Source organism: Oceanihabitans sp. IOP_32 (assembly GCF_009498295.1).
Lineage (GTDB): Bacteria > Bacteroidota > Bacteroidia > Flavobacteriales > Flavobacteriaceae > Wocania > Wocania indica.
The window spans coordinates 377014-395585 of record NZ_CP040813.1; the positions used below are offsets into that span (position 1 = coordinate 377014).

Genomic DNA, 18572 nt, shown 5'->3' on the forward strand with positions numbered 1-18572 from the left:
TCACGAACTCTTTTTTTTACTAGAATAGAAGCGTGAGCTAAAATCAAAGCATAGCCAAAGCTATGGTATTATTTATACCAAAGTATGGGCTAAAAAGAACTGCGAAGCACATCATGAACACCTATTTATAAAATAGAAAGATGTGAGTAAACGAATTATAGGTGACAAGACATGGTTAATTTGGTATTATATATGCTTAACAAAAACTCAGGATTGAAAGGACAGTCCTGAGTTTTTTTTATGACCACCAACAAACATTTTAAATTATATTGACTTTAAATATTCATACCTAAGACCCTTTTCTTTAGAAGCGATTCACGCCAAAGCTTTGAGGTCTTCATGCTGTTATTTACTCAGGCATAGTTTTGTAACTCACCCTATCGCCAACGCCGAGATTCCAATAATCTACAAGCCCAGCATTAACCTCTAAAACATATCTTGCGGGAGCGTTTGATGGTAACGAACTCTCGTCAAACGGTTTGGCGTTTTTTTGAAAACTCACGATGCGTTTCTCTTCATCAATAAAAATTAAATCTAAGGGAATTCTAGTGTTTTTCATAAAAAAAGAACGTGGTCTAGAATCATCAAAAACAAATAACATCCCTTGATTATTTTCCATCGAATTACGATACATTAAACCCGTTTGTATCTCGTAATCGCTAGAAGCTATCTCGATATCGATTTTAATTTTTGTAGAATCGGTGTTGGTTTTAAAAAGTTCCAGTTCACCTTCTTTTGTAAAAGTAACCTCGACCTGCTCAATCACTTTTTTATCTTCTTTACAAGAGCTTATATAAAATACAATAAGCACCAATAAAACTAATTTTGAAAACTTTAAAAACATCTTATTTAGTTACGGTTTTAGATTTGTAAATAAACATAAAGTACAAGCCCATGATTATAAAAGGTATGCTTAACCATTGTCCCGTATTTAAGCCAAACCAATTGATATATTCTTCACCTTGAGGCTCTTTAAAATATTCAATAAATAAACGTATGGTCCAAAGCAGTACTAAAAACAATCCAAAAAGAAAACCTGCTTGATCTTTTTTAGATGTTTTAGAATAAAAAAACCAAAGTATTATAAACACAAAAACATAACAAAAGGCCTCGTATAGCTGTGCGGGATGTCTATAAGGAACAGCTTCTAATAATTCGGAAAATTGCGGATTGGTAGCTACTGCATTATAGGCTTTTTGCACATCTTGTATACCAGTAAGTTGTGTAACTTGACTCTTGTAATAATAATCTTGAATAAACCGAACTCCTAAGCTAGAGTCGGTTACTTTTCCAATAATTTCAGAATTTATAAAATTTCCAATTCTAATAAAAACAGCACCAAAAGCCACAGAAATAACAACGCGGTCTAATATCCAAAGTAAGGACTTATAATTATATTTTTTACGGTATAAATACATCCCTATTATAATACCAATAGCCGCACCATGGCTAGCGAGCCCTTGAAAACCGGTAAACTCAAAACCACCTTTAAACTTAAAAGGTAGAAAAATACTAAAAAAATCTTGGGTTATCAGTTCTGATTGATAAAACAAAACATGCCCCAAACGTGCACCCAGCATAGTTGCCAAAATGGTGTAAATAAATAAAGGATCTAGGTATTCTAACGAAATTTTTTCCTTAGTAAAAATACGCTTCATGATGTACCAACCAATACCAAAAGCAATAATCCACATGAGACTATAAAAATGAAGTTTAAAATTGCCAATAATATCGACACCTGTTATGGGATTCCAATCAAATTTTAAGAGATACATAAGTTATGTTTTTCTGCGTAAATATAAGGTTTGTTATACTTTTAGGCTTGTTATTTAACAATTTCCAAAATCTCCACTTCAAATATGAGATTTGATTTTGGTGGTATGCCTCTATTTCCAGACTCTCCATATGCTAAATGGTAGGGTATAAATAAGGTCGCTTTATCGCCAACGTTTAACTGTTGCAAGCCTTCTTTAAATCCAGATATCATTCTCGCATTCGGACTCAAATCGGCTCTAATAGGTTGATATTGATTCGCGAGTTTACGCTTTTCATTAACTGTATTTAGGGCTTCGGCCGTTTTTAAACTACTTGTTTCTAGTAATTTACCATTTTCAAAAAAAACGGCGTAATGAACCAACACTTTAGAGGTTTCTTTTAAGTCTTCACCAGTTCCTTGTTTTGTAACAACATATTGTAAGCCTGAAGGTAAGGTAATTGCTTTCTCTTTTTGTGCTTTAAATTTTTCTTCTGAAGACTTGATAATTTTTAGTTCTTTTGCTGCTTTTTCCTTTTCTAAACGATCTACCTCTGCAAAATGATTGACAAAAACTTCTGGAGCATCAAATTTCTTAGCTGCTCTGCCTTTTCTTATAATGTTTAATTCTTCAATAAAAACAGCTTCAATAGGTCGGTTTGCTGCCGAAACTTCCACATTAGAAATAGAATCTTGAATGTCTATTCCAATAAGGAGTTCTCCAAACACACTGTGTAAATTATCTAGATTTGGTTTCGGAACTTCGGTTATAAAAAACTGACTGCCATTACTGTTAGGACCAGAGTTGGCCATAGATAGAATCCCAGGCTTATCGTGTTTTAAATCCGCATGAAACTCGTCGTTAAATTTATACCCAGGACCACCAGTTCCATCTCCTAAAGGATCACCACCTTGAATCATGAATCCATCTATAACACGATGAAAAACAAGACCATTATAAAATTTTTTATTCAAATACACACTGTCCACCAGGGTATTTGTACCTTCTGCCAAGCTTACAAAATTGGCTACAGTAACCGGTGTTCGCTCGTAATGTAATTTTGCAAGCATTACACCTTTTGTGGTTACAAACTCTGCATACATGCCATCTTCAAGATTGGGGTATTGCGCTTTACAAGACCATAAACTAATAAAAAGAACTAAAGCTAAAAATTTAATAATTCGCATATTTAATTAGATTGATTAGGGGTAATAGAATTAACCGTGACTTCACAAATAATAGGTAAATTCGAGCCAATCTTGTTTTGGTCTCCATAATAGCCATACGCTTTTTGCGAAGGGAATATGAATGTCACAGTTTCGCCAGATTTCATAAGCTTTAAACCTTCTCGCAAGCCAGTAAACAATTCTTGTTGATCCATAGCATAGGTTTGTGTTTTAATCTCTTCTTTCGAATAAATTGGTACACCATTTAAATCTTTAACATGATAATTAAAGTTTATAATATCGCCAAAACCTGGAGTTTTTAAAGAATCGATTTCGGTTTTAGTGTTATAGTAGTACCAAAATCCACTTTCTGAGGCTTTATAGTTTATGGTACTATCTAGAGCTATACGCCTTAATATTTCGGCTTCCTCTTTGGCCAATAATTCTTTATTGCGTTTCACCGAAACATCAATAAAAGAACCTGATTTTACCGAAATAGGCTTCCTAGCCTCTGGCTGTTTACAAGCACATAAAAAAAGTAAGGTTAATAATAAGCTAAATTGTTTCATCATGGTTTAGGGCATCGTTATAGCTAGGCAATATACTAATAAATTTTTCTACAGTATCTTCTAAAGACAACTCTGTACGCCCTCCTGCAGCATTGGTATGGCCACCTCCGTTAAAATGGGCTCGAGCAAATTCATTTACCGAAAAATCACCTTTCGAGCGTAGCGATATTTTTATAATACCTTCCTTTTTATCTTCAATAAAAATAGCTGCGAAAATAATGTTATTAATAGACAGCGCATAATTAACAACGCCTTCGGTATCGCCTTTTTTATAGTTATAACGATTTAGCTCGTCTTGCGAAAGTGTAATATAAGCGGTTCTATAACCTGAAATGATTTCTAAATTACTTAAAGCTTGACCTAATAGTTGTAAACGCTCGTAACTATTAGTATCGTAAACATGGTTGTGTATTTGGGAATTATTCGCACCTTTATCGATTAAATCGGCTACAATTTGATGCGTTTTGCTGGTTGTTGAAGAGAATCTGAAAGACCCCGTATCGGTCATAATGCCCACATAAATACAGGTAGCTATAGTAGCATCAATTTGAGACCTATCTCCTAAGTAATCAATAAAATGATAAACCATTTCGCAGGTGGAGCTCATACTAACATCCGAAAACATATAAGTGGCATAATCATCTGGCGCTTGATGGTGATCGATCATAATCTTTAAGGCCGCACTTTGACTTAAAACAGACTCCATATCGCCCGTTCTATGAAAAGCATTAAAATCTAAAGTAAAAATAATATCGGCAGCTTGAATGAGTGCCTCACACTCTTCTGTTTGAGAATCGTATTTTAAAATGTGCTCATTACCCGGAATCCATTTTAAAAAACTCGGATAATCATTAGGCACAATAACCTTAGCTTGATGCTTATTCTTAGACAGATAATGATACAGTGCTAAGGTGGAACCAATGGCATCACCATCTGGATTTTTATGCGGAACGATAACAATGTTTTTTGGCGTTGCCAATAATTCCTTGATACTTTTAATGTCTTCATTTTTCATAGTTAGCGAATATACAATTTTTTTAAAAGTAGAATGGTTGTTTTTAATTAGAAATACACTACTTTTGCACGAAATTTAAAAACATTAAAATGGCAACTAATAGAACATTTACTATGCTTAAGCCAGATGCTGTCGAAAAAGGACACATTGGTGCAATATTAGAAAAAATTACTGCTTCAGGATTTAGAATTGTAGCATTAAAATTAACACAAATGACTAAGGCTGACGCCGAAGCATTTTACGCAATACACAACGAGCGCCCATTTTTTGGTGAGTTGGTAGAGTTTATGACTCGTGGCCCAATTGTAGCGGCTATTTTGGAAAAAGATAATGCTGTTGAAGATTTTAGAACTTTAATTGGTGCTACAAATCCTGCTGATGCTGCCGAGGGTACTATTCGTAAATTATTTGCTGCCTCTGTAGGCGAAAATGCAGTTCACGGTAGTGATAGTGATGAAAACGCTGCAATTGAAAGTGCTTTCCATTTTTCTGGTAGAGAGATGTTTTAACACTTAATATTTCTTGAATATTCTAAGTTATGTATTAGAATATCATTTCAAGCTATTATAAATTAAAAATCCCGCAACATGGTTGTGGGATTTTTGTTTTCAAAAAAGTCTGTATGTTTTTACTAAACCACTTTTACGTTAACGGCATTTAAGCCTTTTCTGCCTTCTTCTAAATCAAACTCTACAAAATCGCCTTCACGAATCTCATCGATTAATCCAGAAATATGGACAAAATGCTCTGTGTTTGAACCTTCTTCTGTTATAAAACCGAAGCCTTTAGACTCGTTGAAGAATTTTACTGTTCCTTTACTCATTGTATTGTAATATTAAATTAATTACTAATAAGTAAGCAAACGCTATGCCGTAAAACACATCGACTAAACAAACTTTTAATCGATTTGTTTTGATTTTTTCGCGTTTGGGATTTTAATGAAAACTCTTTTTCTGAAGCACGAGCAAAAAGATAATATTAAAAAGCCCGACCCCTTTTTTGGGGTAACCTGCCCACTAGCAGGCTTGCGCACAAATTAAAATTTTCTTGAAAAAGACGATTTCCCACGGAAAACCATAGAGAAATTATTAAAATTTACCACTTAATAATGGCACTTCCCCAAGTAAAACCACTACCAAAGGCTGCTAATACGACATTATCGCCATCGTTTATTTTACCCTCTTCCCACGCTTCGGTTAGAGCTATAATGATAGATGCCGCTGTAGTGTTACCGTATTTCGTGATATTATTAAACACCTGCTCGTCTTTTAGCTCGAATTTCTTTTGTATAAACTGGGCAATGCGTAAATTGGCTTGATGCGGAATTAACATATCTATATCTTCCTTATTTAGTCCGTTTTTTTCAAGTCCAGCAACAATAGCCTCGCTAAAACGCACTACGGCATGTTTAAAAACAAAAGTACCGTCCATGTACGGAAAATAAGATAAATCTTCACCTTTAGACGCGATGATTTCTGGCACCCAATGCTTAATGCTTGGAGCTTCTACAATAAGTTTATCGGCATATTTCCCTTCGCTAAACAAATGTGTAGACAAAATGCCTTTGGTGTTATCTTCTTCTCTACTTAACACACAAGCCCCGGCGCCATCGCCAAAAATAACAGTAACACCCCGTCCTCTTGTGGTTTTATCTAATCCGTTAGAATGGTATTCGGCACCAACCACCAACACGTTTTTATACATGCCTGTTTTTATAAATTGATCGGCCACAGAAATAGCATAAATAAAACCAGAGCATTGGTTTCTAATATCGATAGCACCCACATTTTTAAGACCTAATAAGTCTTGAATTTGTACGCCACAACCCGGAAAATAATAATCGGGTGTCATGGTTGCGAATACCACAAAATCGATATCGTCTTTAGTTAAGCCCGAACGCTCAATCGCAATTTCTGCGGCTTTAGCACCCATCGTTGCCGATGTGTCTTCACTGCCTTCCTTTACCCAACGACGTTCTTTTATGCCGGTGCGTTCTTGTATCCAAGCATCATTGGTGTCCATCATTTTAGATAAATCATCGTTAGTCACCACCTGTTCTGGAACATATTTACCTAAGCCTATTATTTTAGAATTATACATGTTTCTTTTTTTAATTGTCTATCAAATTTAAGGAATTAATAAATATAAATGGATGTAACTATTTGCTAAAACTTATCAGTCCTCGTTTTTTTTTCCCGCTAGTATTATATAACTTAGTGGTTTATGCTATTTTCAACTAAACTTCAATAAAAATGAAAAAACATCTTTTTTTATTATTCATCTTATTTTCTGGAGGTCTATTGTTTGCCCAAGAAAATCTGACCTATCAAAAACCTTCCAATGAAATTTTAGAATTGGCAGAAGCTCCTAGAGCGCCATCAATTAGAATGGACAGTCAAGGCGAAAACATTGTTTTTATGTACCGCAGTAATTACAAAAGCATTGAAACACTTTCTGAAACAGAAATGCGCTTGGGTGGTTTACGTATTAATCCGAAAACCAATATAAACAGCAGGCAAACTTATTTTAATAATTTAAAAGTTAGAAATGGTAGAAATAATACCGAGGCTGCCGTTGCGGGCTTACCAGAAAATGGTCGTTATGCCAATTTTTCTTGGTCGCCAAATCAAAAAATGATGGCGTTTACCAATACGGTGAGTACTGGCGTAGAGCTTTGGCTGCTCGATATTGCTTCTAATTCGGCTAAAAAACTAACCGATGCCAACCTGAATGCCAATACCGGTAGACCGTTTTCATGGCTTAAAGACAACAGTGCCCTACTTATAAAAACATTAGTAAAAGACCGAAAATCATTAATTGATACCAAAACTGCTGTACCAACTGGTCCTACAATTTCGGTGAGTGAAGCGGGTAAAAAAGCACAAAATAGAACCTATCAAGATTTATTAAAAAATAAAACCGACGAGCACAATTTTGAGCAATTGGCTTTATCAGAATTACATAAAGTAGATTTAAATGGCAATACAAGTTTATGGATGAAAGCCGCCATGTACAGAAGTGTTTCTTTTTCTCCAGACGGTAATTATGTGATGGTGACTACTATAGAAAAACCATTTTCTTATTTAGTGCCTTATCGCAGATTCCCATCAAAAACAACTATTTACGACCCAAACGGAGGTTTAATTAAAACCATTTTAGAAGTGCCTTTAATAGAAGATTTACCAAAAGGATTTATGGCCGTTAGAAAAGGCAAAAGAAACCTGTCTTGGAGAGCCGATAAACCAGCCACGTTATTTTGGGTAGAAGCGCTCGACGAAGGCGACCCAGAGAAAGAAGTGACACACAGAGATGAAGTTTTTGAATTAGCTGCTCCTTTTAACGGCAACCCTAAATCTTTACTAAAAACCATAGGAAGATTTGGTGGCATAGAATGGGGAAATAACACTACTGCGGTGGCTTACGATTATTGGTGGAATACAAGAAATACGAAAGCTTATCTTTTTAATCCATCAAAAACAAAAAAAGAACCAGTAATTATTTCAGATAGAAATTATCAAGACCGTTACAACGACCCAGGTAATTTTGTAACAAAACGGAATGAATATGGTCGTTACACTCTAGACATCATTGATGATAAGGCCTTTTTAATTGGCGATGGCTATAGTGAAGCAGGAAAATTTCCGTTTGTAGACGAAATGAATTTAAAAACTACAAAAACTTCAAGGTTATATCAATCGGAATTAACAGATAAAGTAGAAGACATTTCCTCGGCCTTAGATATGGAAAAAGGAGAAATTTTAGTGCGCATTGAGTCTAAAAATGAATTCCCAAATTACTACATCAGAAATATCAAAGAGAAAACGGACCCTACTCCACTAACACAATTTGAAAATCCGTTTAGCAGCATTCAAAATGTCTATAAAGAAGTTATTAAATATACCCGTGAAGACGGACTAGAACTATCTGGAACGCTCTACCTGCCAACTAATTACGAAAAAGGCAAGAAATACCCAATGATTATGTGGGCTTATCCAGAAGAATTTAAAGACAAAAGTAGTGCAGGACAAAACACAAAAAGTGCTAACGAGTTTACCTACCCTTGGTATGGCTCACCTATTTATTGGGTTACAAAAGGTTATGTGGTACTAGACGATGCCTCATTCCCTATTGTTGGAGAAGGCGATAAGGAACCTAATGACACGTTTGTAAAACAACTTATATCTAACGCCAAAGCCGCTATCGATGCGGTAGACAATTTAGGCTATATTCACCGAGATAAAGTGGCTGTTGGCGGACACTCTTACGGTGCTTTTATGACCGCCAATTTATTATCGCACTCCAATTTATTCGCAGCCGGAATTGCAAGAAGTGGCGCGTATAACAGAACATTAACGCCTTTTGGATTCCAAAGTGAAGAACGCAACTACTGGGAAGCTCCAGAAATTTATTATAATATGTCGCCTTTTATGCACGCCAACACCATGAAAACACCATTGCTATTAATACATGGAGAGGCCGATAATAATTCAGGAACCTACCCCCTACAAAGTGAGCGTTACTTTAATGCCCTTAAAGGTCTTGGTGCTCCCGTACGTTTAGTGATGTTGCCTAAAGAGAGCCATGGTTACAGAGCAGAAGAATCGGTATTACATATGCTTTGGGAACAAGACCAATGGCTTGAGAAGCATTTAAAAAATTAAATGTTATGGGTTATTGTTTTTTAAAGACAGTACTTTGTCATTCAGAGCATTCCGAATATATACGGAGTCGAAGAATCTCTTTTTGAATATAGAATACATATCTAAAAAGTAAGACAAATGAAAACTCATAACAGAACTTGAAGATACATAAAAGATTCTTCAGTCGTGCCTCCTTCTGAATGACAGTCGTAATGCCATTCAGAGCATTCCGAATATATTCGAAGTCGAAGAATCTCTCGATTTTACTTGTGCTTTTAATTGAAAGATTGCTTCGTCCTGCGTCCTCGCTATGACGGATAATCAATGTTTGCCGTACTTAAAAGCTTCCCGCTTAGTGCAGCCCATCCGCTGTAGCCTACCATTACGAATGAGGAACCTAGCCGAACCTCATCATTACAAGGTCTTCGTTTGAAGCTCAAAATAAATGACAAAATGCTCTTAAAAAATTTATATTTCTAAAAAACATACCGTAATCCCCAAAAAACCATTCCGCATGAATGGTTTTTTTATGCCAACTTGTCACGAATTAAGAATTGGCATTTTTGTTGACTAATGATAAGCAGTGAATTAAAAAATTTAAGTTAAACCGTTTTTCCGCTAAAAACATTCGTGAAATGAAATACAACCTTGCGGAAAAAAGAAAAAATAACAGTAATTATGACAAAAGGAAGCATTAATGTATCGGTAGAAAACATCTTTCCACTCATTAAAAAATTCTTGTACAGCGACCACGAAATATTTTTGCGTGAGCTCATCAGTAACGCCACAGATGCCACTTTAAAATTAAAACACCTTACCAGTATTGGCGAAGCTAAGGTTGAATATGGCAATCCGCAAATAGAAGTTAAAATTGATAAGGAAGGCAAAAAACTTCATATTATAGACCAAGGTTTAGGAATGACGGCCGATGAAGTTGAAAAATACATCAACCAAGTGGCCTTTTCTGGAGCTGAAGAGTTTTTAGATAAATACAAAGATTCGGCTAAAGATTCTGGAATTATCGGTCATTTTGGTTTAGGATTTTATTCGGCGTTTATGGTTGCCGATAAAGTTGAGATTATCACAAAATCTTATAAAGACGAACCTGCAGCACATTGGACCTGCGATGGCTCGCCAGAATTCACTTTAGAGACTGCCGATAAATCAGATCGCGGAACAGAAATCATCCTTCATATCGCTGAAGATTCAACCGAGTTCTTAGAAGAAACACGTATTCGTGAACTCCTGTTAAAATACAATAAGTTTATGCCGGTTCCAATTAAATTTGGAACTAAAGAAATAAACGACCCAGACTTCACCCCACAAACAACAACAGATAAAGACGGTAAAGAAACTACCGAGCCTCATAAGCAAATTACGGTAGATAATATAATTAACAACCCAAACCCAGCGTGGACCAAGCAGCCGTCTGAACTGGAAGAAGACGATTATAAAAACTTTTACCACGAGTTGTATCCAATGCAATTCGAAGAGCCGTTATTTAATATTCATTTGAATGTGGATTATCCATTTAACCTAACGGGAATTTTATACTTCCCAAAAATGGGACAGGATTTAAACATTCAAAAGGATAGGATTCAGCTGTACCAAAATCAGGTGTTTGTAACCGATAATGTTGAAGGCATTGTACCAGAATTTTTAACCATGTTGCGCGGTGTAATCGATTCGCCAGATATTCCGTTAAACGTATCGCGTTCGTATTTACAAGCCGATGGTGCAGTTAAAAAAATATCGTCTTATATTACCAGAAAAGTTGCCGATAAATTAAAATCCTTATTCAATAATAACCGTGAAGATTTTGAAGCCAAATGGAACGATATTAAAGTTGTAATTGAATACGGTATGCTTTCCGAAGATAAATTCTACGATAAAGCTGATGCCTTTGCATTGTACCCAACCGTAGATGGTAAACACTATACTTACGATGAGCTTTTCAACAAAATAAAAGCAAAACAAACCGATAAAGATGGTAAATTAGTTATTCTGTATGCCTCAGATAAAGATGCGCAGCACAGCTATATCGAATCGGCAAAAGCTAAAGATTACGAGGTATTATTGTTAGACTCTCCAATTGTATCGCATGTATTGCAAAAACTAGAAAGCACAAAAGAAAACATAACCTTTGCACGTGTAGATGGCGACCATATTAATAATTTAATTAAGAAAGACGAAACCACGATTTCTAAATTAGATGAAGACCAAACTAAGGCTTTAGACGCGTTATTAAAAGAAGTTATCCCTGCCGAAAAATTCACGGTGCAATTAGAACCAATGGATAGCAACGAATCGCCATTTACCATTACGCAACCAGAATTTATGCGCCGTATGAAAGAAATGCAAGCTACAGGTGGTGGTGGTGGTATGAACATGTTTGGCAATATGCCAGAAATGTACAATCTTGTGGTAAATACCAACTCGGCTTTAGTAAGTGAAATTTTAGAAACAAAAACTAAAAAGAAACAAGAACGCTTAATTAATCAAGGTTTAGATTTAGCGCGATTGTCTCAAGGTTTACTTAAAGGTGAAGCGTTAACCAACTTTATTAAACGTAGCTACGACATGATAAAGTAAGCTCCCGTCATTGCGAGGACGCAGGACGAAGCAATCTTTCAATTAAAACTATAATTAGTCTTGCTCCTGCCAACAGGAAGGCTCGTAGAAACTTATAAAGGCTAAAACCACTTTGTGAAAACAGGGTGGTTTTTTTGTTTTGGGTTTTTTGGGGGTTTTAGAAAGGGAATGTTTATATTCGGTTGTTTGCCATAATTATGTTTACTTAAAGGTGAAGCGTTAACAAAATTTATTAAACGTAGCTACGACATGATAAAGTAAGCTCCCGTCATTGCGAGGACGCAGGACGAAGCAATCTTTCAATTAAAACTATAATAAGTCTCGCTCCTGCATACCAACAGGAAGGCTCGCGTAAACTTATAAAAGCTAAAACCACTTTGTGAAAACAGGGTGGTTTTTTGTTTTGAGGGTTTTTGGGGGTTTAGAAAGGGAATGTTTATATTCGGTTGTTTGCCATAATTATGTTTACTTAAAGGTGAAGCGTTAACCAACTTTATTAAACGTAGTTACGACATGATAAAGTAAGCTCCCGTCATTGCGAGGACGCAGAACGAAGCAATCTTTCAAACTATAATTAGTCTCGCTCCTGCCTGCCAACAGGAAGGCTCTCAGAAACTCATAAAAGCTAAAACCACTTTGTGAAAACAGGGTGGTTTTTTTGTTTTGGGGGTTTTAATTACAGGAAATATACTACCAGTAATACAGGCAAATCCATCGAAGATTTCCCTACAATTCAACTTTTTTATTATATTTAACAAAGTTCAACGACAACAAACTGATTGAAACCAAAATTTGAAGTTATTTTTCTTGATCAAGCTATTGATTTTATGTTCAAATTGAATGTTAAAGCATAAAAGAAATGCAAACGCTTTGCTTTTTGAGATAAAACTAATAAAACTGAAACGCTTGGGTTATCAACACACGGCAAAGTAGAAAAAGTTAGTAAAGTTCTAAAATCAGAAATTGAGAAAGTATTGAAAATTAGAGCTGAAAATTTTGACGAATAAACTTCAAATTATGGTAACAAAAAATAAGCCTGTCGAGCGTGCCGGTAAAAAAATAAAAATGATGATACTCGACCAAATAAAGGACAAAGACATTGGAAAGTTTGGAACAGCTGAACGTGACAAATACGAATTTGACTTACAAATGGTAGTGCTTGGAGACTAAGTAAAATCTGTCCGAAAAGAACGAAATCTAACTCAAGAACCACTCGGAGAATTCATTGGAGTTGAAAGATCGCAAATCTCGAAATTGGAAAGAAATACTAAAAACATAACTATCGAAACGATTTTAAAAGTGTTCAAGGCTTTGAACGCAAATGTTCGATTTCGTGTCGAAATGAACAAGTCGGAAGTTAAATTAGCATAAGTACTACTGCCAACGTATAGAGCAAAAATTATAAAACCAAAACGCCCATGAAAATTAAATTCAAAAAGAAAAGACTACACCTGAATTTAATTTTAGGAATAGTTTGGCTGATACTTGGAACTTTTAGTTTAGCAACCGATGATAAAATTCGATGGACTTATTACGTATATTTGGTTATCGGAATTTTATATGTTACAAGTTTCTTTTATAATTTAACCAATCAATATCTAACTGTCGAAAAAGGGACAATTCGTAAAAATGGACTTTATGGATTTGGAAAAAAAATAAATCTGAATGAAATAAATTGGATTAAAAAGTTTGCGGGAGACTATACTTTAAAAACGGAACAAAGAGAACTAAAAATTAATACAGAATTAATTGATAAAGATTCGTTAACGGCATTGAATAACATATTGGCAGAATTGGATTTACCACCTGAAAAAACGCCATTTCACAGCAAAGACGTACCTGATTAATTGCTTTTTGAAATCAAATCAAATGATTCGAGAATACTCAAACATAGACAAACCAAAAACAATAGAATTGTTTAGAAAAAACACACCTCAATATTTTGACCAATCAGAGGAAAAAGATTTGAAAAATTATCTAAACCATAACATTGAAGACTATTTTGTTTACGACGTACACTCTGAAATTATCGGAGCTGGTGGTATCAACTATTTTTTCGAAGAAAAACTTGCCAGAATTTCATGGGATATGATTCACCCAAATTATCAAGGGCATGGAATCGGAAAAAGATTAGTACAACACCGCATTAATCATTTAAATGCAAATCCGAACATTGATTTAATTGCTGTTAGAACGAGCCAACTTGCCTATAAGTTTTATGCTAAAATGGGCTTTGCATTAGAAAAAGTTGAAAAAGATTTTTGGGCGACAGGTTTTGACCTTTATCAAATGCAATTGAAGAACAAAAACTAACGCTGTGTATAACCAACTGTCCGGCAGGCGGGTTACTAGGTTATATATTGAATACAGAAACCCTTTCGGTATTTCCATTCAGTTTGTATTTCAAAATTACTCCCCAAAAAAATCCCCCCAAAAATCCCAAACAATTAAATTATCTTTGCCATTCTTAAAACAAGAACATGCGTATAGATATAATAACCGTTTTACCAGAATTGCTTAAAAGCCCGTTTGAAGCCTCAATCTTAAAACGTGCTATAGACGCAGGTTTGGTTGAAGTCCATTTTCATAATCTCCGCGATTATACCACAGATAACTATAAAACCATCGACGACACCCAATTTGGTGGTGGCGCAGGTATGGTTATGATGGTGGAACCTATAGATAAATGCATTAGCGCATTAAAAGCAGAACGCGATTACGACGAGATAATTTACATGACACCAGACGGTGAAACCCTAAAACAAGGTATAGCCAACCAGCTCTCGTTAAAAGAAAACATCATTATTTTATGTGGCCATTATAAGGGTGTAGACCAACGTGTACGCGACCATTTAATAACACGCGAAATATCTATTGGAGATTATGTGTTATCTGGTGGCGAATTAGGTGCTGCTGTGCTATGCGATGCTGTAATTAGATTAATTCCTGGCGTTTTAGGTAATGAAACCTCGGCACTCACCGATTCGTTTCAAGATAACTTATTGGCACCACCAATTTATACCAAACCAAGAGACTATAAAGGCTGGAAAGTACCAGAATTATTATTCGGGGGTAACTTGCCAGAGATCGAAAAATGGCGAGAAGAGCAAGCCTATTTGCGCACTAAAGCACGACGCCCAGATTTATTAGAAGATTAGAAAAAATTAACAATAATAAAATCAAAAAGCCCGTATTCAATCACAGCTTAGCCTTAACAAGTTTAAGGTACCCACAAAGCTAAAAAAATACAAATAAAACATTGCGCATTACTAATTAATAGTTATTTTTGCAGCCAATTTCAGGTTAACCTCTGGCGAAAATCGTGAATGTTGTTCTGAATTAATTTTAATTAAATTTAAAGATATGGAATCTTTAGTAAAGTTTGTACAAGACGAGTTTGTAACAAAAAAGGATTTTCCAGAGTTTGCTGCTGGAGACACAATTACAGTTTATTACGAAATTAGAGAGGGCGAAAAAGTGCGTACTCAGTTTTTTAGAGGTGTAGTAATTCAAAGAAGAGGATCTGGTTCTTCAGAAACTTTTACAATTAGAAAAATGTCTGGTACAGTTGGTGTAGAGCGTATCTTCCCAGTTAACTTACCAGCATTACAAAAAATTGAAGTTAATAAGCGTGGTGCAGTACGTAGAGCAAGAATCTACTACTTTAGAGGGCTTACTGGTAAGAAAGCTAGAATTAGAGAGCGTAGACGCTAGTATTACGTTAACCATTCAGAAGTATATAAAAGCCTTAACATAATTGTTAAGGCTTTATTTATTAACAATTGTTAATAACTACGGTTTATAAGTAGTTGATATCTAAAAGCTTAAAAATATTGTTTTTCTAAAATGTATTCTTATATTGCAGTATAGATAATAAAATGTTGATTTGATTTCAATTAAAATCAAATTCTATTAAAAAAAATAAAAATACGTTCTTTAACATAAATTGTTTTTTGAGGTTTTAGAGGCACTTCTTTAAGAATGTGAGTAAAAAATCATGATGCTATAATATAGAGCCAGATGTGCAAGCAGATGAAAACTAGTATAACTGAAAGCTTAAAAAAGTAGTGCTTAACGAAAGTAAACACTATAAATAGAGCAATATCTTTGTTAATCAAACATGAAAATGAATGCTTAACACTAAAAGATATCAAGAAAAACAATTAACTGAAGCATTTTAGTAATCATCAATACATTTTGATAATTGCAACATAAAATGTTTCGTTGAAATAATAGTACTTGAATTGAAAAGGTTTTATGAAGATTAAAACCGATTGGTAGCAATACCAATAGATCACGTGATGTTATTTCGAAGAAAGCCATGTCAAATATAGCATAAAACCTATAATGATATGGCTTTTGTTTTTTTATAATTTTAACAACGCTTTTTTATTAATTTCTTATTGAGGAAACCTTTTTTTATCATTCTACCATTTCTGTAATGACACACTTTCTTCGTCGATTTTTTAAATGTTTGTAAAAGTGAATTTTTGTATATTCGCTCAACTAAAACGTTTTCGTTTACCCTACTCCTATTTTGAGTAATAAACCTATAAAATCAACTGGTTAATGTCAAAAATCACTTACACAAAAACTGATGAAGCTCCAGCTTTAGCAACCCGTTCTTTCTTGCCCATAGTCGAGGCCTTCGTTAAATCTTCTGGAATACAACTCGAAACTAAAGATATTTCTTTAGCTTCAAGAATATTATCTGCTTTCCCAGATTTCTTAAATGAAGATCAACGCGTTTCAGACGATTTAGCCTATCTCGGCAAATTAGTGAAACAACCTGAAGCTAATATTGTAAAATTACCTAATATAAGTGCTTCTATTCCGCAGCTTAATGCAGCAATACACGAACTACAATCGCAAGGCTTTAAAATACCTCACTACCCCGATGAGCCCAAAAACGATTCAGAAAAAGATATAAAATCACGTTACGATAAAATTAAAGGTAGTGCCGTAAATCCAGTACTTCGCGAGGGAAACTCAGACAGACGTGCCCCAAAAGCTGTAAAAAACTACGCTAAAAACAATCCTCACCATATGGGTGCTTGGTCTAGCAACTCTAAAACCCATGTCGCGACAATGAGTCATGGCGATTTTGCTCATAATGAGAAATCGGTGACTTTAAAACATGCCACAAACATTAAAATAGAACATATAGATACGAAAGGAAATTCGACTATTTTAAAAAATGATTTAGCCTTACTACAAGGCGAAATTATAGATGCCACCGTATTGAGCAAACAAGCCTTAATTAGTTTTCTTGAAGAACAAATTGCAGATGCCAAAGAAAAAAACGTTTTGTTTTCTTTGCACATGAAAGCCACTATGATGAAAGTTTCAGACCCTATTATATTTGGCCATGCGGTACGATCCTTCTTTAAAGATGTCTTTGCCAAACACAAAGACACATTCGAGAAAATCGGTGTCGATGTTAATCATGGTTTTGGAGACTTAATAAACAACCTTAAAACGTTACCTGAGGCTAAGCGACAAGAAATCGAGACCGATATTGAAACTGCTTTTAAAAATGGCCCAGATCTGGCCATGGTAAATAGCGATAAAGGCATTACCAATTTACACGTCCCTAGCGATGTGATTATTGACGCTTCCATGCCTGCCATGATTAGAAATTCTGGGCAAATGTGGAATGCCGAAGGAAAACTGCAAGACACCAAAGCCGTAATTCCAGATAGTAGTTATGCAGGAATTTATACCGCAACTATAGATTTTTGTAAAAAACATGGTGCATTCGATCCCACAACCATGGGAACCGTTCCTAATGTCGGACTTATGGCACAAAAAGCCGAAGAGTACGGATCGCATGATAAAACTTTTGAAATAGTTTCTAACGGAATTGTACGTGTTGTAGATGCGTCAGGAACGACGTTAATTGAACATCCTGTTGAAGCTGGAGACATTTGGCGCATGTGCCAAACCAAAGATGCTCCCATTCAAGATTGGGTAAAACTCGCGGTAACACGAGCCAGAGCCTCGCAAACACCAGCCGTTTTTTGGTTAGACAAAAACAGAGCGCACGATGCCGAATTAATTAGAAAAGTAAACACCTATTTAAAAGATCACGACACAACAGGTTTAGATTTAAGAATATTAGCTCCTATTGATGCCACACTTTTCACCTGCGAACGATTAAAAGTTGGAAAAGATACCATTTCTGTTTCAGGTAATGTGTTACGCGATTACTTAACCGATTTGTTTCCTATCCTAGAAGTAGGTACAAGTGCTAAAATGTTGTCCATTGTGCCTTTAATGAATGGCGGCGGTTTGTTTGAAACTGGTGCTGGAGGGTCGGCACCTAAACACGTGCAACAATTATTAGAAGAAAACCATTTACGTTGGGATTCTTTAGGCGAGTTTTTAGCATTAGCAGTTTCTTTAGAGCATTTTGGTGAGGCCAATAATAATATAAAAGCCAAAATTCTAGGGGAAACTTTAGATGATGCGACCGATAAATTATTAGAAAATAAAAAAGGGCCATCTCGTAAGTCTGGCGAATTAGACAACAGAGGAAGCCATTTTTATTTAGCCATGTATTGGGCTCAGGAATTAGCTAGTCAAAATAAAGACCAGACCTTAAAAACAGAATTCTCTAAAATTGCTAAACAATTAGCAGAAAACGAAAATACCATTATAAAAGAATTAACCGAGATTCAAGGTAAACCTGTAGATATTGGTGGGTATTATCACCCTGATGAAAATTTAGTAAACCACATCATGAGACCAAGTAAAACACTTAACAGTATCTTATAAATCAAGAAAATATCTTTTGTTAAAAGCTTCTAAAAATAGGAGCTTTTTTTATATTTTTA

At 35.2% G+C, this 18572-nt stretch carries 16 protein-coding genes and 1 pseudogene; 10 read left to right on the top strand and 7 right to left on the bottom strand.

What is annotated here, in order from left to right:
* Window positions 1-349: 349 nt before the first annotated feature.
* From FEZ18_RS01540 to FEZ18_RS01560, 5 genes are read right to left on the bottom strand one after another with little or no spacing between them, the layout of a single operon-like run.
* Entirely contained in the window at window positions 350-844 is a 495-nt protein-coding gene (locus FEZ18_RS01540; RefSeq protein ID WP_153266689.1) for a DUF192 domain-containing protein, read from the bottom strand.
* A 1-nt stretch (window position 845) separates the two neighbouring features.
* The gene (gene lgt / locus FEZ18_RS01545) at window positions 846-1775 is read right to left on the bottom strand and encodes a prolipoprotein diacylglyceryl transferase (protein ID WP_153266690.1); all 930 of its coding nucleotides are present in this window, start codon (window positions 1773-1775) and stop codon (window positions 846-848) included.
* Window positions 1776-1825: 50 nt separating this feature from the next.
* The gene (locus FEZ18_RS01550; protein WP_153266691.1) at window positions 1826-2941 is read right to left on the bottom strand and encodes a peptidylprolyl isomerase; all 1116 of its coding nucleotides are present in this window, start codon (window positions 2939-2941) and stop codon (window positions 1826-1828) included.
* A 2-nt stretch (window positions 2942-2943) separates the two neighbouring features.
* Entirely contained in the window at window positions 2944-3492 is a 549-nt protein-coding gene (gldI, locus tag FEZ18_RS01555; RefSeq protein WP_194269501.1) for a gliding motility-associated peptidyl-prolyl isomerase GldI, read from the bottom strand.
* Window positions 3476-4504, bottom strand: coding sequence for a DHH family phosphoesterase (locus tag FEZ18_RS01560; RefSeq protein ID WP_153266692.1), 1029 nt, complete (start codon window positions 4502-4504; stop codon window positions 3476-3478). The genes gldI and FEZ18_RS01560 overlap by 17 nt, the downstream gene beginning before the upstream one ends.
* 89 nt (window positions 4505-4593) lie before the next feature.
* Between FEZ18_RS01560 and FEZ18_RS01565 the strand changes: the two genes are divergently transcribed.
* Window positions 4594-5013, top strand: a complete 420-nt coding sequence (locus tag FEZ18_RS01565; RefSeq protein WP_153266693.1) for a nucleoside-diphosphate kinase — start codon at window positions 4594-4596, stop codon at window positions 5011-5013.
* Between the two features lie 122 nt (window positions 5014-5135).
* Here the strand turns inward: FEZ18_RS01565 and FEZ18_RS01570 are convergent, their stop codons facing one another.
* Both FEZ18_RS01570 and FEZ18_RS01575 read right to left on the bottom strand, forming a co-directional pair.
* Window positions 5136-5327 carry a cold-shock protein gene (locus FEZ18_RS01570; protein WP_153266694.1) on the bottom strand — a complete coding sequence of 64 codons (192 nt, stop codon included), beginning with the start codon at window positions 5325-5327 and terminating at the stop codon, window positions 5136-5138.
* Between the two features lie 272 nt (window positions 5328-5599).
* Entirely contained in the window at window positions 5600-6604 is a 1005-nt protein-coding gene (locus FEZ18_RS01575; protein WP_153266695.1) for a 3-oxoacyl-ACP synthase III family protein, read from the bottom strand.
* 152 nt (window positions 6605-6756) lie between these two features.
* Between FEZ18_RS01575 and FEZ18_RS01580 the strand changes: the two genes are divergently transcribed.
* The 9 genes and pseudogenes from FEZ18_RS01580 to FEZ18_RS01620 all read left to right on the top strand — a co-directional run bounded on the left by FEZ18_RS01580 (window position 6757) and on the right by FEZ18_RS01620 (window position 18513).
* Window positions 6757-9165, top strand: a complete 2409-nt coding sequence (locus FEZ18_RS01580) for an alpha/beta hydrolase family protein (protein WP_153266696.1) — start codon at window positions 6757-6759, stop codon at window positions 9163-9165.
* Window positions 9166-9822: 657 nt separating this feature from the next.
* Complete coding sequence (gene htpG, locus FEZ18_RS01585) at window positions 9823-11736, top strand: molecular chaperone HtpG (protein ID WP_153266697.1); 1914 nt, start codon at window positions 9823-9825, stop codon at window positions 11734-11736.
* 996 nt (window positions 11737-12732) lie between these two features.
* Window positions 12733-12906 (top strand): hypothetical protein, encoded by a 174-nt coding sequence (locus FEZ18_RS14970; RefSeq protein ID WP_410505126.1) that lies wholly within the window; start codon window positions 12733-12735, stop codon window positions 12904-12906.
* Window positions 12907-12918: 12 nt separating this feature from the next.
* Window positions 12919-13107 (top strand): annotated as a pseudogene (locus FEZ18_RS14975) (helix-turn-helix domain-containing protein); the annotation flags it as partial.
* Between the two features lie 47 nt (window positions 13108-13154).
* Entirely contained in the window at window positions 13155-13583 is a 429-nt protein-coding gene (locus FEZ18_RS01600; RefSeq protein WP_153266698.1) for a hypothetical protein, read from the top strand.
* A 67-nt stretch (window positions 13584-13650) separates the two neighbouring features.
* Complete coding sequence (locus FEZ18_RS01605; RefSeq protein WP_228122810.1) at window positions 13651-14049, top strand: GNAT family N-acetyltransferase; 399 nt, start codon at window positions 13651-13653, stop codon at window positions 14047-14049.
* A gap of 167 nt (window positions 14050-14216) precedes the next feature.
* Window positions 14217-14894 carry a tRNA (guanosine(37)-N1)-methyltransferase TrmD gene (gene trmD, locus FEZ18_RS01610; protein ID WP_153266700.1) on the top strand — a complete coding sequence of 226 codons (678 nt, stop codon included), beginning with the start codon at window positions 14217-14219 and terminating at the stop codon, window positions 14892-14894.
* 205 nt (window positions 14895-15099) lie between these two features.
* Window positions 15100-15450: a 50S ribosomal protein L19 gene (gene rplS / locus FEZ18_RS01615; RefSeq protein WP_153266701.1), complete on the top strand. Its 351-nt coding sequence runs from the start codon at window positions 15100-15102 to the stop codon at window positions 15448-15450.
* Window positions 15451-16305: 855 nt separating this feature from the next.
* Window positions 16306-18513, top strand: coding sequence for an NADP-dependent isocitrate dehydrogenase (locus FEZ18_RS01620; protein ID WP_153266702.1), 2208 nt, complete (start codon window positions 16306-16308; stop codon window positions 18511-18513).
* Window positions 18514-18572: the final 59 nt, after the last annotated feature.